The organism is Clostridium sp. OF09-36 (assembly GCF_003481985.1).
Lineage (GTDB): Bacteria > Bacillota > Clostridia > Lachnospirales > Lachnospiraceae > Brotaphodocola.
Map to the genome: position 1 here is coordinate 1 of NZ_QUMD01000028.1, position 25899 is coordinate 25899.

Sequence of the window (25899 nt, forward strand, 5' to 3'; positions counted from 1 at the left end):
GCCGTTTCAGTTCTGCCAGCACCTCCGGCGGGATACGGTCTACCAGCCGCTGAATGTCTTTCAGCTCGCTTTCCAGCTTTGCCCGTTCCATCGTATCTTTCATCTTGCCTTTTTCGCTGGCTTTGGCTCTGGCTTCCAACTGTTCATTTTCTGCCAAAAGGTCGTTTATCGTGACCTTGTATTTTTTGAGCTGTCCGGAGAAGTTCTCCATTTGCGGAAACCACTTTTTCAGCAGGGAGAGGGCTTCCTCTTTCTTCTTTCCGGCATTGAACGGGGTAATACCGTCCAGCGTGGCTTCAATGGCTCTTGCCTGTTTGGAGAGATTGACCGCCTGCTTAAACAAACGGGTGGGGATATGCTTCCTGCCTGTCTTGCTGGCACTTTCCCCACGCTCCAAGTCGGGATTGCTGGCGTACTGTTCCTTTTGCCGTTCGTGATGGGCTTCCAGCGGTCTTGCCGGATTGCCTTTGTGTTTTTCAAATCGTAAGATTGCGTGTTGTGCCATGAAACTCCTTTCCCCATTCCGTTCTTTTCCGGGACTTTTCCACAGGAAAATCCCGCAGAAAATATCTCAGATAGGATAGGAATGGATAAGATATAAATAAAATCGTTTTAATCTCTGTATTTCTGTATACCGTCCGGTTTTCGTACTTCAAGAGGATTGATTATCGTACTTGTGGAGTGCGGTTTTCAGTCCTCCGGCGTACCATAACCGGATTTCTTGAAGTCGGTGTTTGGAACCGCTTCATAGGATTTGGGGTAAATGCGGTTGGGTTTTCCACAGCCCTGCTTCTGGATCTCCACCAGTCCGGCATATTGCAGCTCCCGCAGGGTGTTGACCGCCTTCTGCCGCCCGCAGTGGAGCAGTTCCACTACCTCATTGATGGGATAGTAGAGGTAAATGCGCCCATATTCGTCCGCCCAGCCGTTTTTCCGGGACAGGTCTGTCCGGCGCAGGATAAAGGCGTACAGTACCTTTGCTTCGTTGGACAGGGGTGTGAATGTGGGGGCTTCAAAGAGAAAATTGGGAAGCCGGATAAAGCTGACCACCTTTTCCGGCTGATGGATATAAATGGTGTTTGTCATATCGTGTTTTGTGGACGGTTAGAAGCCTGTTTTCTGGGGCAGATGGTAGTTTCTATTGCCTGTCCCTGTTCTGTGCTTGCAAAGCCTTGTAAATCAAGGACTTTTCAGCCCCTAACTGTCCACACAAGACCTCCTTTTCCGTTCACTTTCTGTTTTCTGCCGCCTGTGAACTCTGGCGGCACAGTCGGGACAGTATTTCGCCCGGTTGGATTTAGGGACAAACACTCTGCCGCAGATCGCACAGCGTTTCAGCTCCTTATCCCGGAAAATCTCCGCTTCCAGCGTTCCGATTTGCGGCAAGACCGACCAGCGGAACCACTTACAGCAGACCGAGAAAGAAATAGTCTGGGGGCAGGTGTGGGTGTCCCCATCGTCAAGGAGCATACAGTTCCCATCCTCATAACAGCAGCACTCCCGGCAGATCAGGCGTTTGCCTGTTTCCTCTGTGCCGGTGTCATGCGGTAAAGGGAACCGTCCTGCCTGCGCTCTATGGGCGGCAGTCGATTATATGGGTTCTCTCTCATGTGTTCCCTCCATTTTTCCTTAGCCGTTCTCCCCGAAAAGGCTTCCTGCCTCATTCCTGCGGCGTGTTCCAGCGTTGGCACGCTCCCCGGACTTCGGGACATTTTGTCCCGAAGTGGCTCGTTGCGGTGCTTCCCCTGCCGGGGTATTCCTTTTCGGATGGTCATTCATTTTTCAAGGTGCAGTTCATCGATGAACTACCCTAAGTCTACACGAAAAAAATGCAATTCCCGGAATCTTGCGAGAATTGCATTTTAGGGCAATATTCAATTTCAAAATTGCAGTTCTGCAATTTTCTTGTATAATGGGAAATAGGAAAAGGAGGTGCTGTGTATGGCTTTACCCGGAACACCCGGACAAAGGATTTCTAATTTGTGCAACGGCAATCATATTTCTCAAAAGCAACTTGCGGAGAAGATAGGCGTATCTGCTTCCCAGTTGAGCCGCATTGTCAGTGGGGAAACAAAGACGGTCAGCAGCGATATTCTCATAGGCGTGGCAAAGGAATTTAAGGTATCAACGGACTACATATTAGGCTTGTCCACCTTGAGTGTCCGTAAAAGTTATGATATTTCTGAATTAGGATTGTCCGAGGGAGCTGTGAGAGGGCTTGTGGCAGGTACAGTCGATGTGCAAATCCTTAACCGTCTGTTGGAACACAGGAACTTCCCGAAACTGATGGATTTGATACGGATTTATTTTCAAGACACAGCGGCAAAGGGTATCATGGCACGAAATCAGCTGATTGAACTGGCAACGGCTTCCTTGTCCGATCTGATGAAAGAACACCCGGAACATCGGGCAAAAGCAAAACAGGATTTGCAACTTCTGAACGCACAGAAGATGGGAGAACATGAAGCGGAAATTGAAAAAATCAAGAATGTATTTCTTACTATCCTGCGAGATATTAAGAAAGATATGGACAACAGAGAACAGCCAGGAGAAGCTGTGACCGCCGCTATGTTCCAAACCATGCAGGAAACCATGAAAGACCACCAGCAGGAGCTGCTTTCTATGGACGATGTAACTGCTATGATTGCCGGACAGATTGGGAAGTTTCTTCCGATGGACGAGGAAACGGCGGAACAGTTCCGGCAGTTGGCAAAGAGGATGATGGAGCAGGTAGGAAAATAATTGCAGAAAAATATATGTAGTTTTATAAAACAATCAGGAGGATTACATGAGACGGGTAAAAAAAGAAAAAAGGAATAAAGTGCTTATTTTTAGTGTGATTATCTTGCTTCTTGTATGTGCAGGCATTGCGATAGCCAGTTTGCATAAAGTAAATAATATTTTGTTGGAAAACTCGTCTGAGGCAACAATAGAAATTATTGGAAATTCAAGTACAACTGAACATGCACAAGAGCTTCGAGGAACTGTAAAAGATGCAACAATGAATACTCTAACTGTTCAAGGTGAGGATAATCGTGAATATTATTTTGGAACAGAAGGTATAAATATTTCAACTGGTGAGACAGGAATAGTGATTGGGAATCCAGTGACAGTTTCATATCATGGCAAATTGGATTTGAATGCATCTGTACAAGAGGTTGAATTACTTTCCATTACGGTTACGGATTCCAGTTTGAATACCGAAAATCCTGAACCAACAACTGGTGAAACAGAGCCAAGTCCCCCTTCTGCTTCCGTGACACAGAAAGCACAAGAAATTCTAAATGCAATGACGCTGGAAGAAAAAGTTGGACAGATGTTTATTGCACGCTGTCCCGAAATAAATAGCGTACAGAAGGTAAAGGAGTATAATCTTGGAGGTTATATTCTTTTTAGCCGAGACTTTTCTGGAAAAACAAGAGATGAAATTATCCAGAATATTCAAAGTTACCAAAGTGCAGCAAAAATCCCCATGTTTATCGGAGTAGATGAAGAAGGAGGCACTGTCAACCGTGTTAGCACAAACCCTAATTTGCGAGCTGTGCCTTTCTGGTCCCCTCAAGAACTCTATGCTGAAGGTGGCTTTGATTTGATTCAAAGTGACACACAAGAAAAATGTGAATTATTGAATAGTTTGGGGATTAATTTGAACTTTGCCCCAATCTGCGATGTTTCGCAAAATCCAGAGGATTTTATTTATGACCGGAGTTTTGGACAGAACGCAGAGCAAACTGCCGCTTATGTCCACTTAGTTGTGCAAACCATGTTTCAAGAAGGTATGGGGAGCGTCCTAAAGCATTTCCCCGGGTACGGAAATAATGTGGATACACATACAGGTATTGCTTATGATAATCGCACCTATGAAACATTTTTGAACTCAGATTTCTTGCCGTTTCAGCAGGAATTGATTCTGGAGCCAATATGGTATTAGTTTCTCATAATGTGGTATCCTGCATGGATAGTCAAACCCCTGCTTCGCTGTCTTCACAGGTACACAAAATCCTGCGGGAAGAATTAAAATTTACTGGAGTTATTATTACAGATGACTTAGCTATGGATGGTGTGCGCAATTTTGCAGAAGACACAAAAATTGCAGTTCAAGCTGTGAAGGCAGGAAATGATATGTTATGCTGCACAGATTTTGAGGTGCAAATTCCAGCCATACTTGAAGCAGTCAAACAGGGAGAAATTACAGAGGAACGAATCGATGAATCTGTTTTACGCATATTAGAATTAAAAATTTCACTTGGGATAATATAAAGGTTTATTTACAAATAGTCTAAAATTTCAGTTTTTACGGGAGTGTGCCCACAAGTTCGGTGTAGAACGAGGAACGGGGACTTTCATATACGCCCCGTCTGCTGATGAAACCAGTCCTGCGCTTGCGGCTCCACGTCACGCAATCACAACCCTGTTTTCCTGCTGCTTCAAACGCCTTTGCCCTCCCCGGCGGCAACCTTATTTTCGCAGCAACGCCGACAGAGCGTATAACACACTACACTTTGCAAGCAAAGTCGTGTGCCAAGGGCAAGCCCCTTTGGAAACCCCGGACAACAAAACAGGCTGAATATCTCGCACTTTCCCGGTGCTTGATACTCAGCCTTTATTTGTTGTCAGCAGCCCCCGTTTCGTGGTCTGCGTGTAGTTCCTTGTAAACTGACCTAAGGCTTGTTTTATAGTACGTGCTTATAAAAGGTAACAAATATTTATACAGGAGAACATTTCATGACGACTCATTTACCCGATTCCCAACCGGAATCACAACCAAACTGGAAACACGGCACCCCGACCGCTATTCAGGTGCGCGGCGCACGGGTGCATAATTTAAAAAATGTTGATGTAGATATTCCTTTACACAAAATCGTGGGGATTGCCGGAGTGTCCGGCTCGGGAAAATCCTCCCTGGCGCTGGGCGTTTTATACGCGGAGGGCTCCAGGCGTTATCTGGAGGCACTTTCGACTTATACCAGACGCCGTATGACACAGGCAGAAAAGGCGCAGGTGGATGATCTGCGTTATGTTCCGGCGGCTCTGGCGTTGCATCAGCGGCCGGGCGTGCCGGGCATGCGCAGCACGTTTGGCACATCGACGGAACTGCTCAATGTGGTTCGTCTGATGTTTTCGCGTCTGTCCAGCCACGTTTGTCCGAATGGACACCGGCTGGAACCGACCATGAATGTAGCTGCCGGACTGGAACTGGTCTGCCCGGAGTGTGGGGAGCATTTCTATCCGCCATCCGCAGAAGAACTGTCCTTTAACAGCACCGGTGCGTGTCCGGCCTGTGACGGAACCGGCATTGTCCGGGTGGTGGATGAATCGACCCTGGTCCCGGATGATTCGCTTTCCATCGAGGAGGGCGCAGTGCTTCCGTGGCAGACCCTGATGTGGTCGCTGATGAAGGATATCGCGCGGGATATGGGCGTGCGGACGGATGTGCCGTTTCGTGACCTGACGGAGCAGGAAAAAGAAATCGTGTTCCATGGACCGGCGAAGAAGGTCCATATGCTGTATCAGAATTCCAAGACCGGTGCGGCGGGAGAGATGGATTTTACTTATTTTAATGCTGTTTATACGGTGGAAAACGCTTTGGCGAAGGTGACCGATGAAAAAGGAATGAAGCGGGTCGAGAAGTTTTTGCGGCAGGATGTCTGTCATGCCTGCGGCGGTTCCAGGCTTTCCGAGCGGGCGAGGGCGCCGCGCATCGAAGGCATCACGCTGGCGGATGCCTGCCGTATGACGCTGACAGATCTTTCAAAATGGGTGGACAGCATTCCGGCGACACTTCCGAAAGAGATGGTTTCCATGGCAGAAAGTATCTGCGATTCTTTCCGCGGAATGGCGGTACGCCTGCTGGAACTGGGGCTGGGGTATCTGACTCTGGACCGGGAAGCATCCACGCTTTCGACCGGGGAGCGGCAGCGGGTACAGCTGGCACGGTCGGTGCGCAACCGCACAACCGGTGTCCTCTATGTGCTGGACGAGCCGTCTATTGGTCTGCACCCGTCTAATATCGAAGGACTGCGTGGTGTGATGCGAGATCTGATCGCAGACGGAAATTCGATTGTTCTGGTTGATCACGATACCCAGATCTTAAAAGATGCGGACTGGATGATTGAGATGGGACCGGAAGCCGGAGAGAAGGGCGGAAACGTCATTTCCCAGGGAACGATCACGGATGTGGCGGCAGACCCCAATTCCAGGATCGGCGGCTTTTTGTCTGGTGCCAGATCGATGCTGGTGCGGGAAAAAGCAGAATCGGAAAGTATGTTTGAACTGGGAAGTATAGAGATGACGACAGACCAGATCCACACGGTAAAGCCATTGACCGTAAAGATTCCGAAAGGGCGGCTGACGGCAGTAACCGGTGTGTCCGGTTCTGGAAAAACGACGTTGATCCTGGAAAGTCTGATCCCGGGTCTGCAGGCACAGGTGCGTGGAGAGCACTTCCGGCGCATGTAAAAGCCGTATCGGCTCCGGGCATCAGCCAGGTGAAGCTGATCGATGCGACCCCGATCGGTATCAACATTCGTTCTACCGTGGCAACCTATGCGGGAATCCACGATGAACTGCGCAAGATTTATGCGAAAACGCCGGATGCAAAGAAAGGAACATACAAGGCAGGGGACTTTTCCTACAATACAGGAAGCTGCGCTGCCCGACCTGCGACGGAACCGGTTCGATCAGCCTGGATATCCAGTTTTTGCCGGATGTGGAGGTTGTCTGCCCGGACTGCGGCGGCTCCCGCTACAGCAAGGAAGCTTCCCTGGTGCACCGTGCCCGGGAAGATGGCACATCCAGTACGCTGCCTGAGCTCATGAGCATGAGCGTGGACAAGGCACTTCCTGCATGCGATGACTTAAAGCTGGTGTCCAGACGGCTGCAGACTCTTTCGGATCTTGGACTTGGCTATCTGACACTTGGTGAGGCAACGCCGAGTCTTTCTGGCGGTGAGGCACAGCGTTTAAAACTGGCGAGTGAGATGGGAAAAGGCCAGTCAGACACTGTCTTTGTCTTCGATGAGCCGACCATCGGCCTGCATCCGCTGGATGTACAAACGCTTCTTGTGGTATTTCAGCGCCTGATCGACAGCGGTGCGACCGTCATTGTCATAGAACACGATCTGGATCTGATCCGCAATGCCGACTATGTCGTCGATATGGGACCAGGCGGCGGAGAAGAAGGCGGACAGATCGTGGTGTGCGGTACACCGGAGGAAGTGAAGCAGTGCGCGGAAAGTGTAACGGGAAAATATTTGTAGTAAGCAGCTTACTTCTTATTCAACAAAAAATCCCACGCGATCGCGACTAATCCTGTAACACCAAGTGCGAGCGCATCATCATCCGTGTTGAATTTTGCATGATGCTGCGCATAATTGGTCCCTTTGGCTTCATTTCCCACACCCAGGAACATAAGGGAGCCGGGAATGCGGATCTGGTACCAGGCAAAATCTTCGCTGCAGATCCGGATTCCGGCTACTACCGAAACTTTTTCCGGGATGATGTTATAGGTGGCACGCTCCACATTGATTCCACCAACCGAGAGCACTGCAGTGTCTGCAGGCGGGACTTCCCGGCTGACGATGGTCTGCCATGCGGTTATGATCTGGCAGGTTGCTACCACCGGATCGACGCAGTTTTGGGGAAGCGCGCCATGTCCGCCGATCCGTTCATGCTGCTCCATAACAGCGGCTACGGTGCTGCAGCTTCCGGCCTCTGCAATATATTTTTCTTTCCGGGCCATAAAACTTACCAGGGTCAGAAGCTTATTGAGTGCGCCGCGGATCTTAAAGCTTTTGGCCCGCTGAAAGGATTCCAGATTGAAAAAAATGCTGATTGGAATCGCCCAGGTAAAAGGACTCTTCCAGCGGAGTCTCCCGGATGTAAGGGCGAATGCGCTCATAGGCTTCCTGGATATCGGTATAAGAAAATGACATGATGTTCCTCCTCATTATAAAGGAATGGTCTGTTTAAGTCCAGAATAACAAAACAGGCATAAGACCTCACCCCTCTGCCTGCGGGCAGCTCTGACGGAGTGAAGCCTTATGCCTGAAACCCGGCACCCGGGGGTGCTGGAAGCATTCTGTATGAAAGTTAATATTTTTATAGCATGAATGGGATGACTTGTCAATTGCGTGTTACTGTTCACACAAGTGAGTCTTGGGAATACTTGCATTTCATTGTTATCGGCAGTATAATACATTTGCTGCGCCGGTTCTGGGAGGAATGCGCATTTTGCGTATCGCCAGTGTCTAGGCTCACCTTTTCGAATATCCCGTAGAACACTCGGCGGCCGGAGCAGCCTTGAAAAAATAACAATATTGCATAGTAAGTCTCTGTAGATACGGAAACACAAGCCAGCCGGTACAGGAACGCATTTGGGTGAAAATCCTTTTGCTCGTGGGCTGCGCCGCCTATTGTTGGAACTGCGACCCAAACTCGCACGCACTGCGTGCTCAAACAAGGGTCTCCGTTCCAACGCTATGCTCGCCCACTCACGGATTTTCAAACAAATGCTTATCCTGTACCGGCTGGCTTGCGTTTCCTGTGTACTGGCTTTACTAGAATAAAAACCTGCAACCATTACCGATTCGGCAGATAGTTAGCCTATCTCTGCCATTTCAGTAGTGGTTGCAGGTTTTTCGCATGTAGTGGATCCAACACAGTAGAAAGCCCCTGCCGCGCCTGAAAAAACGTGCAATTATTTTGCTGGACGAATACGATACTCCCATGCAGGAAGCGTATGTTTATGGATACTGGGATGCATTTACCGGCTTTATCCGTGGTCGATCACAAATTATCTGGACACGGCGAAGCTTCAGCCATTCTGGAGACGGTCAGCATGTTTTCCAATATGTTTAAAAGGTGGTTCCGAATTTGCATTTGAAGGAAAAAAGGTACTGATCGGATGACGGTCAGTACCTTTTTGGAGGTGGTGCGCCCTGTGACGCAGATTTTTGATGGTTCTGCAAAGATCGTTATTTTCCCGTACTTTTTTTGGCAAAAAGCAGGGCACATATCACAACGAAAATTGCGGTAACAGCGATCAGGACTGGCCATACCGGAACCGGAAAGACATTTGCCTGAACCAGTTTCAGTCCCTGATAAAACGTATAGATGCCGAAAATGGTAAAGATCGCAAAGGCAAGTGTATTCAGCAGACCGTCCGGGGTCTTACTCTTTAACAGATATCCGACAAGCATGCCGAGAATATCTGCGGCGAAAAGCCCAAGGGAACAGCCAATCCATACCACCAGAGCAGCTCCCATACCTTCGTTGGCACCAAAGGTGATTGCGGTCAGCTGTGTTTTGTCTCCAAGCTCTGCGACAAAGAAGGTACAGAACACGGCCAGCGGAGCAAACTGGATTCTGCTTTTGGTGTTGCCTTCTTCTTCCTCTTCCTCGTCTCCGGCGAGCGTAGACGCTGCAAAATAAAGAAATGCCAGTGCGGCAACAACCTTGATCAGCCAGTCCGGGATCAATGCACTGACCAGTCCGCCTGCCAGCACTGCCAGTCCGTTGAGCACAAGAATTGCCGCAGCGGTTCCAAGAATAATATCTTTTAATTTATATTTGGAAGTGAGCGCGATTAGCATCAGCTGCGTTTTATCGCCCATTTCCGCGATAAATTCCGTAAAAAATACTTTTAAAAATAGTAACATGGTGTCTCCTTTTTATCTTCATGATGTTTCCGGCAGCACCTTTTTGTGGATTTATCTGACAGTAAAAAAGACTCATGTATATCGTTTCCCCGAATAGAAAAGGATGCTTCGGAGAAAGGATATACATGAGTCTCATTATTTAAGATTTGCCAGATTATACAATTACTATAATCAGAATGTTGACAAATCACACGTTCGTGCTAACTACTCCCTCATGGAATATTTGGTTACTGATAAATAATATCAAATAGATGGTGCCATGTCAACGGGAAATTTCGAGAAGGTATGGCTGCTTGCCGGAACGCAGTATGGGTGATAGAATGGATAAAAACTTGTATAGTATTGGAGAAGATCATGATTACAGATTTGACAAAAGAACATCCGGACCGGATCTTGTGGCGCTTTTTGCTGCCGATGATGTTCAGTGTGATGTTCCAGCAGTTTTACAATATTGCTGACAGTATGATTGCCGGAAGATTTGCCGGAGAAGCCGCCCTGGCTGCAGTTGGGGCATCGTATCCGATCACGGTGATTTATATGGCATTTGCGGTAGGCATGAATTTAGGCGCGTCCGTTGTGATCTCACGGTTATTTGGTGCCGGAGATAAGGCGGGACTGAAGCGGGCTGTGTCCACGGCATTTCTTTCGGTTTTGATCCTGGGCGTGGTGTTGAGTGTGTTTGGGTATTTTTTCAGCGGCGCTATGATGCGGTGGATCTACACACCGCAGGACATTATGGCTGATGGTGTTCGGTACCTGGAAATCTACGTGTATGGCCTGGTTTTCCTTCTGGTTTATAATGTATGTACCGGGATTTTTACGGCACTCGGTGATTCCAGAACGCCACTGTATTTTCTGATCGGATCCTCTGTGGGAAATATTTTATTAGACTATTTGTTTGTAGCACAGCTGGGATTGGGCGTGTCTGGTGTAGCCTGGGCTACGTTTCTGGCGCAGGGCGTATCTGCTATCCTGGCTTTTGTAACATTATGGAAACGACTTGTGGAATTTACAAAAGAAGAGGGACGGCAGCCGGTATTTGACACAATCCTGTTCTGGCAGATCATTGTGATTGCAGTTCCCAGCATTCTGCAGCAGAGTGTTTTGAGTGTGGGAAATCTGTTTGTGCAGGAAATTGTCAATGGGTATGGATCTTCTGTCGTAGCGGGATATTCCGGCGCGATTAAGTTAAACACGTTTGCGATCAACACCTTTATGATGCTTGGGTCCTGCCTTTCCAGCTATACCGCCCAGAATCTGGGGGCTGGAAAACCAGCCCGGATTCCGCTTGGCTTTCAGACCGGAGTGAAGCTTTCAGAAGTTGCGGCATTTCCGTTTGTTGTGTTGTATTTTGTCTTCAGCCGCAGTATGATGGGCCTGTTTTTGACGGCAGAAAGCGAAGCGGCGATCCGCGCCGGAATCGCGTTTTTGAGAATTGTCTCGCCGTTTTATTTTATGATTTCAATCAAGCTGATGACAGACGGAATCATCCGAGGATCTGGTGCCATGGCATATTTTGTGGCAGCTACTGTGCCGGATTTGATCCTGCGCATTGGATTTGCATTGCTTCTGACTCCGAAATTTGGAAGTACCGGCATCTGGATGGCGTGGCCGTTTGGATGGTTTGCCGCAACAACACTGACCATTTGGTTTTACAGAAAAGTGATAGATGCTTCATAAGAAGAAAACAGCTCTGGAGTGGAGGCAGTTTTCTTAGGAAGAAGCTGTTTCCAGAAAATAATTCTGCTTCCCTTCCCAGAAAAAGTATTTCCAGTGCATGCCGATGGACAAAAGCAACGTGAGAAATTCTGCCACTGGGACAGCGAGCCAGGCTCCGCTGATCCCAAGAAACTGCGGCAGGACCAGCAGCGAGATCGTGGTAAATACCAGGGTTCTCTCAAAGGAGATGATCGCGGATACCCTTCCGTTCGACAGTGCGGTAAAGAATCCGGAGGAAGGATATTAAAGCCGCAGAACAGGAAGTTGATGGCAAACAGCTGAAAGCCGGTGACAGCCTGCTCATAGGTTTTCGGATCGTCGGTAAAGATGGTGACGATGCCGGTGGAAAGGAAAATGGCCGCTGCAGTCATAAATACAGAAACGATTGCGGTAAACAGGAAGGAAATACGGTAAATGTTTTTCAGCTCCGTTTTCTTTCCTGCGCCATACTGGAAGCCGATCACCGGGCTGATGCCGATGGAAAAGCCAAGATAAAAGGCCTGGAACAGAAACTGCCCGTACAAAAGAATGGTAATGGCAGCAACTCCGTTCGGTCCGGCCAGACGCATCAGGATGATGTTAAACAAAAAGGTGATCACGGCATTGGAAAACTGGGTGACCATTTCGGAAGAACCGTTGTAGCAGGCCTGCAGGAGTTCTTTCGCGCGGAAGGAAAAGCGGGTCAGATGCAGGTCATGCTTTGGTGACAGGAAAAAAATCAGTCCAACCACGGCCGGGATGGTCTGTCCCAGCCCGGTTGCCATGGCAGCCCCGCCGATTCCAAGCTGCCCCGCTACGATGAGGACATAGTCCATGACTGCATTGACCAGTCCGGCCAGGATGGTAAGGATCAGTCCCATGTGCGGTGCTCCGGCGGTGACCAGAAAACACTGGAACAGGGTCTGGAGCATGCAGGCAGGGGAAAACAAAAGCAGGGTCTTTAGGTAGGTCATGCTGTCAGCCAGGAGCAGGTCGTTTGCGCCAAGCATCCGGCAGATCGGCTCCGGGAATACAACAGCAATCACGGCAGCCAGAATACTGAATAAGAGTCCGGCAGCAAGGAACAGAGAGAGGCATTCCCGTGCCTCTCTTTTTTTGCCTTCGCCCAGGTATTTGCTGATCACAGCAGTGCCGCCGGTTGCTAACATGGTGCCGACCGCAATGACAACGCTGGCGGCAGGAAAGGCAATATTTAAGGAAGAAAGTGCGTTGCTTCCGACAAAGCGGGAAACAAAGATACCGTCCACGATCGTGTAAAGCGACATGAAGATCATCATAATAATAGAAGGAAAAGCGAATTTCAGCAGTGACCAGGGGCTGAAATGCTGGCTGATGGATGTACTCATAATAAAAACTCCTTAATATCTGAAACATAGTCTTGAAAATAATAGTGACTTTTGAGAGAATAAATCATAGGGTTACCCGATAGTCAATAGGAAAATGGAAATCTTTTTCGGTATGTGAGAAATTGAAAATATGGGGAGGTGACAGAACGTATGGATCGTAACTTGTATATGACAACAGGTGAATTTGCGGCTTTAGCGGGTGTAACGAAGCATACCTTGTTTCATTACGATGAAATTGGTTTGTTTTCACCGGAATTTATAGCAGAAAATGGTTACCGCATGTATTCTCTTTATCAGATGGAAACATGGAATACCATTCTCATCCTTCGGGATCTTGGCATGCCATTAAAGGAAATCCGCCAGTTTTTACAGATGCGCAGCCCGCAGGAACTGATGCGTATTTTTACGGAGCGGGAAGCACAGATCGGACAGGAAATCGCAAAGCTGGAAAATATGCGGGGCTGGATCCGGCAGCGCCGTGAAAAAATCGGCGCTGCGCTAAAGCAGGATTTTACCAGAATTCAGATCCGGCATTACCCGGAGCGGTATTATCTGATCCGCCAGATGGATGGCAGTTCAGAGAAAGATTATGTGGAAAAAACGAATGCGCTGATTCTGGATTTTAAGAATGCCGAACAGCGGAATGATTACGAAGTGGCATACTTCCAGCATGAAGCAAATGTGAAAAATGGGATTTGGAACGTGTATGATAATGTACTTTTGCTGATGCAGCAAAAACCGGATCACATGGATTATCAGGTGCTTCCCGGAGGTGATTATCTGGTTGGATTCCATGCGGGACCCTGGATGGAAATGCAGGAAGCATATGAACGCATAGAGGCTTACTGCAAGGAGCATGGAATCCGGACAGAGGGGCCTTATGTGGAGCGTGACGTAATGGATAATCTGTCTGTGAAGCGGATGGAGGATTATGTGACGGAGATCGCGGTGCGGATCGTGGGAACGTGACAGGTGCTAGCTGATGTTCGCACATTGCGCTGTACTTTATACAGAAGATGCAAAGGAACTGGTAGAAAAGGCAAATGAAACGTACGCACAGTGATGAATATCAGGCAGTATTTCTGCTATGTGAAAAGGATTGGAAGATCAAGCTCTCACAGATGTGCTGCATGGTATGCTGGAATGCTACCATCTGGATCCGAAACTGGTGTATCTGGAGGTCATCCGCTTCATCATGAATATGGCAAAGGCACTTAACATGCAGGTCATCTCCGAAGAAATTGAGACAAAGGAACAGGCCGAGCTGATCTATGATATGGGCTGTGACTTTGCACAGGGGTACTATTACAGTAAGCCGAGGCCATTCGTGTAGCTGCTGGATGCAGAATAAAGAGAAAGAGCATTCTTAAAATTACAGAACGAAAAACCCGGATGTATGGCTGGTGAGCAATTCGCCAGCCATACATCCGGGTTTTTGTATGAAGGGATATAACATTTATTCTGTAACCGGCTCTGCCGTACAGATCTTTTTGAGTGGTACCTCGATGAAAGCACGCCACAGCCGGACGAGCTGTCCAACACAAAGAGCGTTAATGAGGGTACCTTCGCGGACACCATTGAGCTTATGGAAGGCAATGAGGCAACCACCATAGCCAGAATAGTCAGGGTGCTGTCGAATGCAACCTTTACATTGCCAAAGCGGATTCCACTCTGTCTGGAAATCTCGCGGACCAGTGCTTCGGCTGGAAGCATGATCACATCGGCGATGACTTCAAAGCTGATGCCAAGTGCCATGATGATGCAGCCAATGACCAGATAAACAAAGGACGGACCCCACGGGCCGCCAAAGCGTGTCGGGATAAAACGCATGGCTACATCAATACAGAAGCTGAAGAAAAAGGTGATCGGGATCTGAAAAGTCTGCTGAATCGTGAATTTTTTCCGGAGCAGTGCTTCCAGGACCAGGAATGTCATGTTAAACAGGAATGTAAAGGTTCCCATGGAAATTCCTGTGACCAGGCTTAAAACGAAAGGCAGGCCGGATACCGGCGAAGTGCCAAGACCTGCGCGTGTGATAAAAGCGATGCCGGTGGCACTTAAGATCACCCCGGTTAAAAACAGGGCATAGCGCCGGATGTAAGTGTGAATGGACATATTTTTGTAAACCTCCCCAGGTCGCGGCCGGTGTTTCTGGTACATTGTCATAATAATAAAAAAGTGACAAAATTGTTATATTTGTACAAGAAACGGTCGCGTCTATTTTTGTATGTTGTGTATATTTTAAACAAAATCTAACTTTTTTTCAAGTGCTATAACAAAAAATTAGAAATAAGTTGTACCATTATGGCGAATTACCAAAAAATTACAACTTAAATTGTGTGTTTTTCACAGCTTTTCAACTGTAATACAGACAAAATCGGAAACCAACTTAAGATTATTAAGAAAAAATGCCAGAAAATAAAGACAGAAGTGTACAAAATAGAGAAAGTATAAAGGCAAACTTGACTTTTGCCAAACGGCGTGATATCATACGACACAAGACAAAGGGGTCTACATCAGATGAGGAGATGTAGGCCCTTTTGTGTTATATAAACAACATACCCCCTTTGTTACATAAAAAACGGCATTGGCAGGAGAGGAGATGAAAACTTGAAGAAAATAATCGGACTGATTCCTCTTTATGACGATGACAAGGACAGCTACTGGATGCTTCCCGGATATATGAAGGTTCTGGAAAGCTGCGGTGCACTGCCTGTCATGCTTCCCTTAACGACAGATCCAAAGGAGCTGGATGACTGCTTCCAGCTATGCGATGGAATCCTCATGACAGGAGGCCACGATGTGGACCCGAAGCTGTATGGGGAAACAGCCAAAGCAACCTGCGGAACTGCCTGCAGCAGCCGCGACCAGATGGAAGCGTACCTTTTCAAAAAAGCATTGGCGGAGGATAAACCGGTATTCGGCATCTGCCGCGGTGTCCAGCTTATGAACGTACTGCTTGGCGGGACACTTTACCAGGATCTCCCAACGGAGCATCCATCCCAAACAGAGCATCACATGACACCGCCTTATGACAAGCCGGTGCACATGGTCGATGTAGCCGCAGGAACAAAGCTGGCGGATATCATTGGAGCCGGACAGCATGCGGTGAACAGCTATCACCATCAGGCAATCAAAGACCTGGCGCCGGAAGCTGAGGCTATGGCGTACTCCGAGGACGGACTGGTGGAAGCAATCGCTGTACCGGATAAATCCTTTATCGCCGGGGTGCAGTGGCATCCGGAGTTTGCGTTTGAGAGTGATCCGGAGTGTAAAAAGTTAGTTCAGGCATTTGTCAGTGCCTGCAATGGAAAAAAGTGATCTTGGATTGGTGAAAGCCATTTCAGATAAATGCGTGACAGGGAGAGGAAACAGACAAAACCGTCACGGAGAAAAGAGAGGAGAATAAGATTATGAAAAAGAAAGCATTGGTTATGGTAATGGCAGCAGCAATGACAGCAGCTCTGACCGCATGCGGCGGTTCTAAGAGCACAACCGCAGACACCACAGCGGCAGCAGATACTACCGCAGCAGATACTGCAGCAGAGTCCAAAGCAGATGAGACAGAAGCAGCTGCAGCAGACAGCGCAGACAAGACCTGGGTTATCGCAACCGATACCGCTTTTAAGCCGTTCGAGTACACCGATGACAGCGGTAACTTCGTAGGAATTGATATGGATATCCTCAAAGCAATCGCAGAAGACCAGGGCTTTAAGTACGATGTACAGGTACTTGGCTGGGATGCTTCCATCGCAGCATGCCAGGCTGGCCAGGCAGACGCTATGATCGCAGGCGCATCTATCACCGATGAGCGTAAGAATTCCGGCTGGATCTTCTCCGATGGCTACTATGACGCAAACCAGAGCATGGCAGTCGCAGAAAACTCCGACATTACTGGTTTTGATGATTTAAGTGGCAAGAAGGTTGCAGTAAAGACCGCTTCCATGAGTGCAGATTATGCAGAGAGCTTAAAAGACCAGTACGGCTTTGAGGTTACCTATTTCGAGGATTCACCGACCATGTACCAGGCAGTTGTCGGCGGCCAGGTAGCAGCATGCTTCGATGATACCCCGATCATGGCAAGCAACATCAAAGACACCGGCATCGCAATGAAGCTTGTAGACGGAACTGGCAACGACCCGGCTGAGTATGGCTTTGCAATCTTTGATGACAGCAAGCAGGAGCTGGTTGACATGTTCAACGCTGGCCTGAAAGACATCAAGGACAATGGCACCTACGATGAGATCATCGCAAAATATTTAGGCGAGTAATTTCAATCAGAAATCAGTGGATGCGCTGCCGGCGCTCCCAGATATACAAAAAAACAAAGCAGGCCCGCGTTTTGCGGGCCTTGCGGATTGTAACACTTAAAACAAGGAAAGAAAAGGGTGAGGCATTATGATTAAGATTATCACCACCTACGGACAGCTTCTTCTGCTTGCAATGGGACGGACCCTGCTGCTTGCATTCTTAGGTTTGATATTCGCTTGTATCCTGGGAATGATCTTCGGACTTCTCAGTGTAGTTAAGAATAAGGCATGCAACATCATTGCACAGATCTTCGTATTCGTAATACGTGGTGTGCCGATGATCGTGCTGGCGTTCTATGTATTCTTTGGTATTCCGTATCTGCTCAATACGATCCTGGGCATCGGAAATGGCTTTACGCTGTCGGCACTTCAGGCCGGCGTCATCTGCCTCGCCTTAAACTGCGGCGCTTACATGGCTGAGATCATCCGTGCCGGTATCCAGTCCGTGGACATCGGCCAGATGGAGGCCGGAAGATCCTTAGGTCTTCCTTACTGGAAAACCATGAGAAAGATCATTCTTCCACAGGCGATCCGTACGATGATCCCGAGTATCATCAACCAGTTTATCATTACCGTAAAGGATACGTCTATTTTGTCCGTGATCGGATTTCCAGAGCTGGTTCTGGCTGCGAAAAACGTCCAGGCAGGCACCTTTAAGTCCTTTGAGACCTGGACCATTGTCGGAGCCATGTATTTGATCGTTATTACGATCCTGTCTTATCTTGCGAAAATCGTAGAGAGGAGGGTAAACCGTGGAGTCAAACGATAAAGCTGTAAAGATTAAAGTTGAGAAGCTTCGCAAATGCTTTGGGGACCTGGAGGTTCTGCGGGATATCTCTACAGAGATCCATGAGGGCGAAGTGGTTGTAATCCTGGGACCATCCGGTTCCGGTAAATCCACCTTTCTGCGGTGTTTAAACAAGCTGGAGACAGCTACGGCCGGAAGCATTGTAGTGGACGGTGTCGATATTTCAGATAAAAAAGTAAACATGAACAAAGTGCGGGAGAACATCGGCATGGTGTTCCAGCACTTTAATCTGTTCAATAACATGGATGTGCTCCATAACCTCATGCTGGCTCCGATGGAGCTGAAAAAGGCTGACAAAAAAGAAGCGAAAGAGCGTGCTATGGCCATGTTAAAGCGGGTGGGCCTTGCTGAGAAAGCAGATGCTTACCCGGCACAGCTTTCCGGCGGACAGAAGCAGCGTGTGGCGATTGCGCGTGCGCTCTGTATGAAACCGGATATCATGCTGTTCGACGAGCCGACTTCTGCGCTGGATCCGGAGATGGTCGGTGAGGTTCTGGCGGTTATGAAGCAGCTGGCAGCAGATGGCATGACCATGGTGATCGTTACCCATGAGATCGGATTTGCCAGAGAGGTGGCTGACCGTGTCATCTTCATGGATGGTGGCTACATTGTGGAGGAAGGAACTCCGCAGGAGGTCATCTTGAACCCGAAAGAAGCACGTACCATCAGCTTCCTGAATAAGGTACTTTAGACGGAGGTGCAGCCATGGAAAAATATGTGATCACCATCTCCAGACAGTACGGCTCCTTTGGACGCCTGGTGGCAAAGGAGCTTTCCGAACAGCTCCATATTGATTTTATGGACCGCGATATTGTCGAAGAGACTGCGAAGCGGATGAATACGTCCGTCAAGCAGATCAGCCGCGAGGAGGAAGTCACCCGTTCCAAGTTCTCCTATCTCAGTTATCCGTTTGGACTGGGAACACCGGATGTGAGCGATGAAATCTTTCTGGTGCAGCAGAGTATCATTCAGGATTTCGCCAGCAAGGGTTCCTGCATCATTGTAGGACGCTGCGGCGCTTATTGTCTTAGAAATGAACCGAGACTTCTGCGTGTTTACATCTATGCGCCATACGAAGTGCGCCTGAAAAACTGTGTGGAGTATTTTGGCATGTCCGGAAAAGAAGCCGTGCGGGCTGTCAATGAGGCCGATAAGGCACGGGAACATTATCACAAAAAATACATCCCCGGATATCAGAATGATACGTTAAACAGTGATCTGTGCATCAACAGCGCATATTACAGTATCGAGGAAGCCGCAGAGCTGATCAAGCAGGCGGCACGGATGAAATTTGGGGAGATATAACAATATCACACAGTAACGAACGAGGGCCGAAAGGTTTCGTCCCCGCCATTCGGCGGGGACGGAACCTTCCGGCCCATTTGTGTTTACTGTGCGATATTGTTATATATCCTTGCGCAAGTGTGGAAAACACCGTACAATAATAGGAGATTATGCATTTGTAAATAGTATATGAGGTGAATTGTTTATGAATAGAGAGAACAGCGGTTGTCTAATTGATCTTCATGCCCATCTGGACGGTAGTGTGACCGTAGATATTGCGAAAAAGCTGGCTGCACTGCAGAATATTGCGCTGCCAACGGACAAGGATGACGAACTTCTGGCGCTTTTGTCGGTGCCGGAGTCTTGCGAGAGTTTAAATGACTTTTTGCAGTGCTTTGACCTGCCGGGGAAACTGATGCAGACACTGGAAGGATTGAAGAATGCAGTGACTCTTGTGTTGGAGAATATGGCAGCGGATGGCGTGATCTATGCGGAACTGCGCTTTGCGCCGCAGTTTCATACATTAGATGGTATGACTCAGGAGGAGGCAGTGCAGGCGGCCATCGCGGGTTTAAAGGATGCTCCGATTCCGGCAAACCTGATCTTGTGCTGCATGCGCGGCGAGGGCAATGAAAAGGAAAATGAGGAAACCATGATGCTGGCTAAGCAATATCTGGTTGAGGACCATGGTGTGACGGCTATGGATCTTGCCGGAGCAGAGGCACTGTTCCCGACAGAGAAATATCTCGGTCTGTTTGAAAAGGCAAAGGCAATGGGAATCCCGTTTACTGTTCATGCGGGAGAGGCAGCAGGACCGGAGAGTGTACGCGCTGCAATCCAGACTGGAACAAAACGGATCGGTCACGGGGTGCGCAGTACGGAGGATGAAAGCGTGGTGGAACAGATCCGAGACAGAGGCATTACTCTGGAAATGTGCCCGACCAGTAACCGTCAGACGCACGCAATCCCAGATATGAAACAGTATCCACTGATTCCTTTCCTGGAAAGCGGAATCAGGGTTACGGTCAATACGGATGATATGGGAATTGAGCGAACCTGCCTGTCAAAAGAATTTGAATATTTGAGACGCGAGTTTGGATTGACAAAAGCACAGGAAAAGAAATTATTGCTGAATGCGGCAGATGCGGCGTTTGCAAGTGAGGAAACGAAGGAGATGCTGCGGGAGAAGATTCTTGCGGTGTATGCAGCAGATTGAGTGCAGATGTAGGAATCGCAGAACCAGAAGGGAAAATGTTCTATTCAAACGGATTCTATGGCAGAATTGTTGATTCAGAATATTCAAAATACGTTCCGACTTGAAATTGGAACCGCCGCTGCGATAGAATGGAACAAAGGACTGCTGAGTCTGACACTCAGTGAGGAAGCTGGTTCTGGAAGAACGCGCCGATATCTTCCACTGGGAATCGGTATAACAGGAGGATTTTTTATGAAAAAAGTTACCGCAATCGGAGAACTCTTAATTGACTTTGTCCCACAGCAGAAAGGCTGCGCACTCAAAGATGTAACTGAATTTAAACGCGTGGCAGGAGGCGCTCCTGCCAATGTCGTCACCGCTGTCAGCAAACTTGGCGGTCGCGGTGTTATGATTTCTCAAGTCGGAAAAGATGCATTCGGAGAACACATCCGAGATGTATTGCAGGAAAATGGCGTAGACACCAGATATGTATTCCAAACCGAGAAAGCGAATACCGGTCTTGCCTTCGTTTCCCTGGATGCAGGTGGAAACCGCGAATTTTCTTTTTTCCGCAATCCAAGCGCGGATCTGTTTCTCGCTCCGGAACAGATTACAGAAGAAATGTTAACTGACACAGCAATCATCCATTTCTGCTCTGTTGATCTGGTAGACGCTCCGATAAAACATGCACATGAGAAACTGATTCAAATGGCACAGGAAAAAGGAATCCTTGTCAGCTTTGATCCAAATGTCCGGCTTCCTCTGTGGAATAGTCCGGAAGACTGTCAGAAAACCATTCGGGAATTTCTTCCGATGGCAGACATTATCAAACTTTCCGATGATGAAGTCGAATTTGTTACCGGATGCAAAACCGAAACGGAAGCTGTTGCAAAATTGTTCGAAGGGCGCTGCAAGCTGGTGATTCTGACCAGGGGCGCAAACGGTTCCAGTGTTTACACCAAAACAGCTGCAGCTCATACGCCTGCCCGCAAGGTGAAACAGGTCGTTGATACAACTGGCGCAGGCGACTCCTTCGCAGGTTCCTTCCTCTTTCAGCTTGTTCAGTCTGGCTGCACGAGAGACGACCTCGACTCCATTTCTGAGCGGGACCTGACTCAGTTTTTAAATTTTTCTGCCGATTACGCCGCTCTTACCGTTGGAAAGATGGGTGCTGATATGGCAACAATGGAAGAAATGAACGCGCGTATAGCGTATAAAAAACTCCCAGGCACCGGATAAGTACCGATGTCTGGGAGTTTTTATTAGTTGTTTCTATCTCGTTCCCGATATATAATAGAAGAAAACAATCAAGGGGATTATTATGATTAACCGGGAAGATATGCTGGAACTGACCAGGCGCATGACACCGGCACGCTCGTCGGTTGGGCGGATCGCCGGGGCATATTTTGACGAGGAAGGCTATGTGGACGGAACCTTCAATACCAATTTTTTGAAACTGTCTGTGCCGGAGCGGACGAAAAACTTAAATCTTGCCAAGTCTGTGTTATTTTCGAGCACCAATGAACAGTTAAAAGAATATCGCATTCCGGACAGCGCAAGAAAGCCGGGCGGATTATGGCAGCTGCTTAACGCCATCAAAAAAGACGGTATGAAGAATGATGCGTCGTTGGATTTGTTTTACGAAGTATTTGGAGAACATTTCCAGCCAGGTTACCCGTATGCGGTATTTCTCTTCCACGGACGGTACGATGTACCAGTAAAGGGAAGTGACAAAGAGTGGCTGGAGGGATCCGAGGAGATTTACGAATATCTGATCCTAACTGTCAGTCCGCTGGCAGGGGAGTATGAGCCGGGAGAGGCAGAGTTTGGATTTTTATACCCGGCATTTAAGGAGCGCGGCGCAGCACTGAATTTTGTAAATATCTTTGAAAAGAATCCAGAGCGCGTGCACCGAAAACTGGGTGCCTGGATCTTAAAAGGTTAAGTGCTATGGCTAGTCGAAACAGGATGAAGTTGCAGCAGGCGGTCTGGATTCTGAATCTGTCCGAGAAAGATGATTTTGATACAGCCAAAAAGAAGTACCGGAAGCTGATGGGAACTTTTCACCCAGATGCGGTGGACCGGGATCAGCCGGAGGAAATCCGTCAGGAATATGTGCGGCGTTCCCAGGAAATCAATGAGGCATATCAGGTTCTACGGGAAATTTCGGAGCAGGGAAAATGGGGGAGTGTGCAGAGCTGCTTTGAGAAACAGCAACGTAGTGGAACGAATTCAGCGAAGGGACACAGTGGACAAAAACAGGCAGGTGGGTATCGTGAACAAAACTGGAAAGAGAAATATCAGCAAAACTCTGCTTCAGATCGCGAAAAATGGGCTCCGTACCAGAATGGCGAGGAGAATGAATCTGCATTTTGTGAGCGTAATATTTACTGCCATTACAGTATGAAAACCGAGACGGAAACACCGCTTTACTATAAAGCAGCCCGGGGACGGTATTTCTGGAATCCGGAAGAAGAGACCTTTTCTTTGTTTCTGACCAGTCTTCATCATGCGTCAAAGGAACTGCTGGAACAGGCGGAGGAAGCGTGGCTGACATCTGGAAAAAGGAAAATGGGTATCAGTGCCGAAGAACGATTTGCGCGTCAGGCGCAGCTGATCCCTCTTCTGGCAGGACAGTTTCTTCATCCGGTCAAGACGCTGAAGCGTCTGGCAAAACCAGAACAGACCGATGAGAATGGACGTGTGATCTACCATTTTCAGGCATTTCTTGGCTCAGGGCCGTATGGAACATTTGGAAAACGGCTGGATGCGTTAAACGAGGGAGACTGGTTGTTTCCAGAGTCATTTCAGGGAAATAAGATCATGGTAAAGACGCAGGAAGAAATGAGTCTGGGTCACCTTTCGCTGAAAGAGGACTGGCTGTATTTCTGTCTGATCCCGCTTCTGAAAAAACGGAAAGGCCAGATAAAAATGGTGGTGCGGCAGAAAAAGGCGGTGCGAAAGAATGGAAGACGCCAGACTGTGGCAGAGATTGATCTGTATTTCCGTATGGAACCGGAGCTATCGTGGCATGCTGACAGTGATACGAATCTTGAAATTGCAAAGATTTTGAACTTTTGATCTTCGGGAAAGTTGGGGTGATATTATATAATGAAGAAACGGGAATTTTACCTGCCGTCCAGTGACGGGAAAAACAGGCTGCATTGTGTGGAGTGGATGCCGGAATTAAAAAATGGACAGCAGCCGCAGATTCGGCTCTGGGTACAGCTGGTACATGGGATGAATGAGCACATGGGCCGCTACGGAGAATTTGCATCTTTTCTGGCAGAGCATGGCATTGCCGTGATCGGGCATGACTGTCTTGGACATGGCTCAACAGCGCCGTGCAAAGAAGAACGGGGATTTTTCGGGGAACATCAGGGTGGAACGTTCCTGATTCGTGATATGCACCGCATTGCCAGCTACGGAGCCAAACGGTTCTCACATGCGAAGCATGTGATGTTGGGACACAGTATGGGTTCTTTTCTGACCAGACGGTATCTGGCGGCCTATCCGGGGGCAGAACCGGATGGCGTGATCCTGTTAGGCACAGGTTTTCCATCTCCCGGCCTTGTGTTTACCGGCGAAATGCTAGCGATGATGTTTGGAAAATTATGTGGAAATCATTATCGGAGCCGTCTGCTGTATGAAATGTCGATTGGAAATTACAGCCGGAAATTCTGGCCAATCCGGACGCATTATGACTGGCTGACCAGGGACGAGCGTTATGTAGACCGTTTTCTGCACAATGAAGTCTGTAATTTTATCTTTACGGCAGGAGGATACCGGGACTTTTTCCATGAGATCCGCGCTGCAGAAGAGGCAGAACAAGACGGATATATTCCGAAAACGATTCCGTATCTGATCCTGTCCGGTGACCAGGACCCGGTGGGAGAGCAGGGGAAAGGTGTCAAAAAGCTGGTGAAGCTGTATCAGAAAATTGGAGTGGAAGACGTAACAATGAAGCTATATCCGGGGGCACGCCATGAAGTGCTGAATGAGGTGAATCGGGAAGAGGTGTTTAAAGATATATTTGAGTGGTTAGGAAAATGGCTAGACAGTAAGCATGAGGATGACAAAGAATAGCCGACTGGATGCTTGGCCAGGATAATAAACAAGAAGAAGCCCTCAACTGTGCGGCAACACGGTTGAGGGCTTCGTTCTTTGTTCGTGTGGAACATTGCTACTTTTTGCCTAATGGCATTATAGCATATGCAGACAAGGAATGCAATATTCTTCAAACACGAAATATCACAAAAAAATTTTACAAAATTTTACAAACATTCACTGCCCCAGACTTCCTCAGCAATTTCTTTGACCAGAGCGAGTTTTGCCCACTGCTCTTCTTCGGTGAGCTTATTGCCAATTTCGCAGGATGCGAAGCCGCACTGCGGGCTGAGATACAGGCGGTCGAGCGGGATATATCTGGCAGCTTCATGGATCCGGCGGATTACGGTCTCCTTGTCCTCAAGCTTCGGGGATTTGGTTGTGATCAGACCAAGTACCACTTTTTTGTCCGGGCTTACCTTTGCGAGCGGAGCGAAGCCACCGGAACGCTCATCGTCATATTCCAGATAGAGGGCATCAACGTGTTCCTGGGCGAAAACATAATCTGCAACGGAGTCATACGGACCGCTGGTAAAGAAGGTAGAGTGGTAGTTTCCGCGGCAGATGTGAGAGTTGATCACCATGTCGGCCGGTTTTGCTTCCAGCGCCAGATTGTTGACTTTCAAAAGTTCGGTCTTTACGTCGTCCAGATTAAGACCGAGAGCACTGTAACGCAGTTTGGCAGCATCGCCTACGACTGCGCCCCAGGTACAGTCATCGAACTGGAGGTTGCGGCATCCGGCTTCATAAAACTGACGGATCACGTCCTGGTAAGCGACACCGATGTCATGGATCAGTTCTTCGTTGGTCGGATAGAACTTTCTGGTGCTTTCCAGGTTTAGTGGAACGATCATCTGCTGGAACATCTGGGCTGGAGCCGGAATGGTATATTTTGCAACGGTATTCTCATCCTCGAACTGCTTTAAGAATTTAAAGTACTCTACAAAAGGATGTGCTTTCGCTTTTACCTTGCCAACCAGATAAGTATCTTCAACTGCTGCAAGCTCTGCGTGAAACGGTACGCCGGAACCGCTCTGTTTGTGGGCAACACCCTCAAAACCCCACATAAAGTCTAGATGCCAGTAGGTTCTGCGGAATTCTCCATCGGTGATCACATGATAACCGGCAGCCTTCTGCTTTGCTACAACATCGCGGATCGCATCGTTGATCACGGTGTCTAACTGATCTTTGCTGATCTTGCCTTCTTCGAACTGTTTTTTGGCCTCTTTTACGGATTCCGGGCGTAAAAAGCTGCCTACGTAATCATAACGGAATGGTGTATAGAAATTGCTCATGGGGAATGCTCCTTTTCGTTTGTTTTTCCATTTGCAGTCTGGAATTGATGTATTTATTGTACGGACAAGCAGGGAATTTGTAAAATATGGGAAAACAGCGGTTTGCCATAGGATAAAACTATAGCGAATCGCTGTTTTTGTTGTCTGACATATCGAGGCGGTGCCAGTGGAGAGTCT

Annotated in this window: 22 protein-coding genes and 3 pseudogenes; 17 read left to right on the forward strand and 8 right to left on the reverse strand. The window is 48.2% G+C overall.

Going from position 1 to position 25899, the window contains the following annotated elements:
• From DXA97_RS16135 to DXA97_RS16150, 3 genes and pseudogenes are all read right to left on the reverse strand, one after another.
• Positions 1–505: pseudogene (locus tag DXA97_RS16135) on the reverse strand (plasmid recombination protein); the annotation flags it as partial.
• A gap of 185 nt (positions 506–690) precedes the next feature.
• Complete coding sequence (locus tag DXA97_RS16145; RefSeq protein WP_117558680.1) at positions 691–1086, reverse strand: replication initiator protein A; 396 nt, start codon at positions 1084–1086, stop codon at positions 691–693.
• A gap of 111 nt (positions 1087–1197) precedes the next feature.
• Positions 1198–1610 (reverse strand): annotated as a pseudogene (locus tag DXA97_RS16150) (cysteine-rich VLP domain-containing protein).
• Positions 1611–1941: 331 nt separating this feature from the next.
• On the opposite strand from DXA97_RS16150, the gene DXA97_RS16160 reads away from it, so the two are divergent.
• The 4 genes and pseudogenes from DXA97_RS16160 (at position 1942) to DXA97_RS22405 (ending at position 7258) form a co-directional block, all read left to right on the forward strand.
• Positions 1942–2742: a helix-turn-helix transcriptional regulator gene (locus DXA97_RS16160; protein WP_118721091.1), complete on the forward strand. Its 801-nt coding sequence runs from the start codon at positions 1942–1944 to the stop codon at positions 2740–2742.
• 574 nt (positions 2743–3316) lie between these two features.
• A pseudogene (locus DXA97_RS16165) lies at positions 3317–4260 on the forward strand (glycoside hydrolase family 3 N-terminal domain-containing protein).
• Positions 4261–4725: 465 nt separating this feature from the next.
• Complete coding sequence (locus DXA97_RS16175) at positions 4726–6459, forward strand: hypothetical protein (protein WP_347561667.1); 1734 nt, start codon at positions 4726–4728, stop codon at positions 6457–6459.
• Positions 6460–6700: 241 nt separating this feature from the next.
• The gene (locus DXA97_RS22405; protein ID WP_347561668.1) at positions 6701–7258 is read left to right on the forward strand and encodes a hypothetical protein; all 558 of its coding nucleotides are present in this window, start codon (positions 6701–6703) and stop codon (positions 7256–7258) included.
• 8 nt (positions 7259–7266) lie between these two features.
• Here the strand turns inward: DXA97_RS22405 and DXA97_RS16180 are convergent, their stop codons facing one another.
• Both DXA97_RS16180 and DXA97_RS16185 read right to left on the reverse strand, forming a co-directional pair.
• The gene (locus DXA97_RS16180; protein ID WP_118721092.1) at positions 7267–7899 is read right to left on the reverse strand and encodes a hypothetical protein; all 633 of its coding nucleotides are present in this window, start codon (positions 7897–7899) and stop codon (positions 7267–7269) included.
• Between the two features lie 1075 nt (positions 7900–8974).
• A complete protein-coding gene (locus DXA97_RS16185; protein ID WP_118721093.1) occupies positions 8975–9658 on the reverse strand; it encodes a TMEM165/GDT1 family protein in 684 nt (227 codons plus the stop codon).
• Between the two features lie 354 nt (positions 9659–10012).
• Between DXA97_RS16185 and DXA97_RS16190 the strand changes: the two genes are divergently transcribed.
• Complete coding sequence (locus DXA97_RS16190) at positions 10013–11338, forward strand: MATE family efflux transporter (protein ID WP_118721094.1); 1326 nt, start codon at positions 10013–10015, stop codon at positions 11336–11338.
• On the opposite strand, the gene DXA97_RS16195 is transcribed toward DXA97_RS16190, so the two are convergent.
• Complete coding sequence (locus DXA97_RS16195; protein ID WP_347561669.1) at positions 11311–12723, reverse strand: MATE family efflux transporter; 1413 nt, start codon at positions 12721–12723, stop codon at positions 11311–11313. The genes DXA97_RS16190 and DXA97_RS16195 overlap by 28 nt on opposite strands.
• Positions 12724–12873: 150 nt before the next feature.
• Between DXA97_RS16195 and DXA97_RS16200 the strand changes: the two genes are divergently transcribed.
• Complete coding sequence (locus DXA97_RS16200; RefSeq protein WP_118721095.1) at positions 12874–13692, forward strand: MerR family transcriptional regulator; 819 nt, start codon at positions 12874–12876, stop codon at positions 13690–13692.
• Between the two features lie 130 nt (positions 13693–13822).
• Entirely contained in the window at positions 13823–14056 is a 234-nt protein-coding gene (locus DXA97_RS16205) for an EAL domain-containing protein (protein WP_147355589.1), read from the forward strand.
• Here DXA97_RS16205 and DXA97_RS16210 read toward each other — a convergent pair.
• A complete protein-coding gene (locus DXA97_RS16210; protein WP_182436934.1) occupies positions 14029–14838 on the reverse strand; it encodes a DUF6198 family protein in 810 nt (269 codons plus the stop codon). The two genes, DXA97_RS16205 and DXA97_RS16210, sit on opposite strands and share 28 nt — an antisense overlap.
• Positions 14839–15333: 495 nt before the next feature.
• Between DXA97_RS16210 and DXA97_RS16215 the strand changes: the two genes are divergently transcribed.
• The 10 genes from DXA97_RS16215 (at position 15334) to DXA97_RS16260 (ending at position 24406) form a co-directional block, all read left to right on the forward strand.
• The gene (locus DXA97_RS16215; RefSeq protein WP_118721098.1) at positions 15334–16044 is read left to right on the forward strand and encodes a gamma-glutamyl-gamma-aminobutyrate hydrolase family protein; all 711 of its coding nucleotides are present in this window, start codon (positions 15334–15336) and stop codon (positions 16042–16044) included.
• 92 nt (positions 16045–16136) lie between these two features.
• Positions 16137–16994: a transporter substrate-binding domain-containing protein gene (locus DXA97_RS16220; protein ID WP_243032046.1), complete on the forward strand. Its 858-nt coding sequence runs from the start codon at positions 16137–16139 to the stop codon at positions 16992–16994.
• A 127-nt stretch (positions 16995–17121) separates the two neighbouring features.
• Complete coding sequence (locus tag DXA97_RS16225; RefSeq protein WP_118721099.1) at positions 17122–17802, forward strand: amino acid ABC transporter permease; 681 nt, start codon at positions 17122–17124, stop codon at positions 17800–17802.
• Positions 17786–18532 (forward strand): amino acid ABC transporter ATP-binding protein, encoded by a 747-nt coding sequence (locus tag DXA97_RS16230; protein WP_118721100.1) that lies wholly within the window; start codon positions 17786–17788, stop codon positions 18530–18532. Before DXA97_RS16225 ends, DXA97_RS16230 begins: the two co-directional genes overlap by 17 nt.
• A gap of 14 nt (positions 18533–18546) precedes the next feature.
• Positions 18547–19146 (forward strand): cytidylate kinase-like family protein, encoded by a 600-nt coding sequence (locus tag DXA97_RS16235; protein ID WP_118721101.1) that lies wholly within the window; start codon positions 18547–18549, stop codon positions 19144–19146.
• A 184-nt stretch (positions 19147–19330) separates the two neighbouring features.
• Positions 19331–20341 carry an adenosine deaminase gene (add, locus tag DXA97_RS16240; RefSeq protein WP_118721102.1) on the forward strand — a complete coding sequence of 337 codons (1011 nt, stop codon included), beginning with the start codon at positions 19331–19333 and terminating at the stop codon, positions 20339–20341.
• A gap of 231 nt (positions 20342–20572) precedes the next feature.
• On the forward strand, positions 20573–21559 hold the full coding sequence (locus DXA97_RS16245) for a carbohydrate kinase (protein ID WP_118721103.1): 987 nt from the start codon (positions 20573–20575) through the stop codon (positions 21557–21559).
• An 82-nt stretch (positions 21560–21641) separates the two neighbouring features.
• Positions 21642–22265 carry a DUF4317 family protein gene (locus DXA97_RS16250; protein WP_118721104.1) on the forward strand — a complete coding sequence of 208 codons (624 nt, stop codon included), beginning with the start codon at positions 21642–21644 and terminating at the stop codon, positions 22263–22265.
• Between the two features lie 5 nt (positions 22266–22270).
• A complete protein-coding gene (locus DXA97_RS16255) occupies positions 22271–23401 on the forward strand; it encodes a J domain-containing protein (RefSeq protein ID WP_118721105.1) in 1131 nt (376 codons plus the stop codon).
• Between the two features lie 30 nt (positions 23402–23431).
• Complete coding sequence (locus tag DXA97_RS16260; RefSeq protein WP_118721106.1) at positions 23432–24406, forward strand: alpha/beta hydrolase; 975 nt, start codon at positions 23432–23434, stop codon at positions 24404–24406.
• 188 nt (positions 24407–24594) lie between these two features.
• Here DXA97_RS16260 and DXA97_RS16265 read toward each other — a convergent pair whose 3' ends face one another.
• Complete coding sequence (locus DXA97_RS16265) at positions 24595–25722, reverse strand: 5-methyltetrahydropteroyltriglutamate--homocysteine S-methyltransferase (RefSeq protein WP_118721107.1); 1128 nt, start codon at positions 25720–25722, stop codon at positions 24595–24597.
• Positions 25723–25899: the final 177 nt, after the last annotated feature.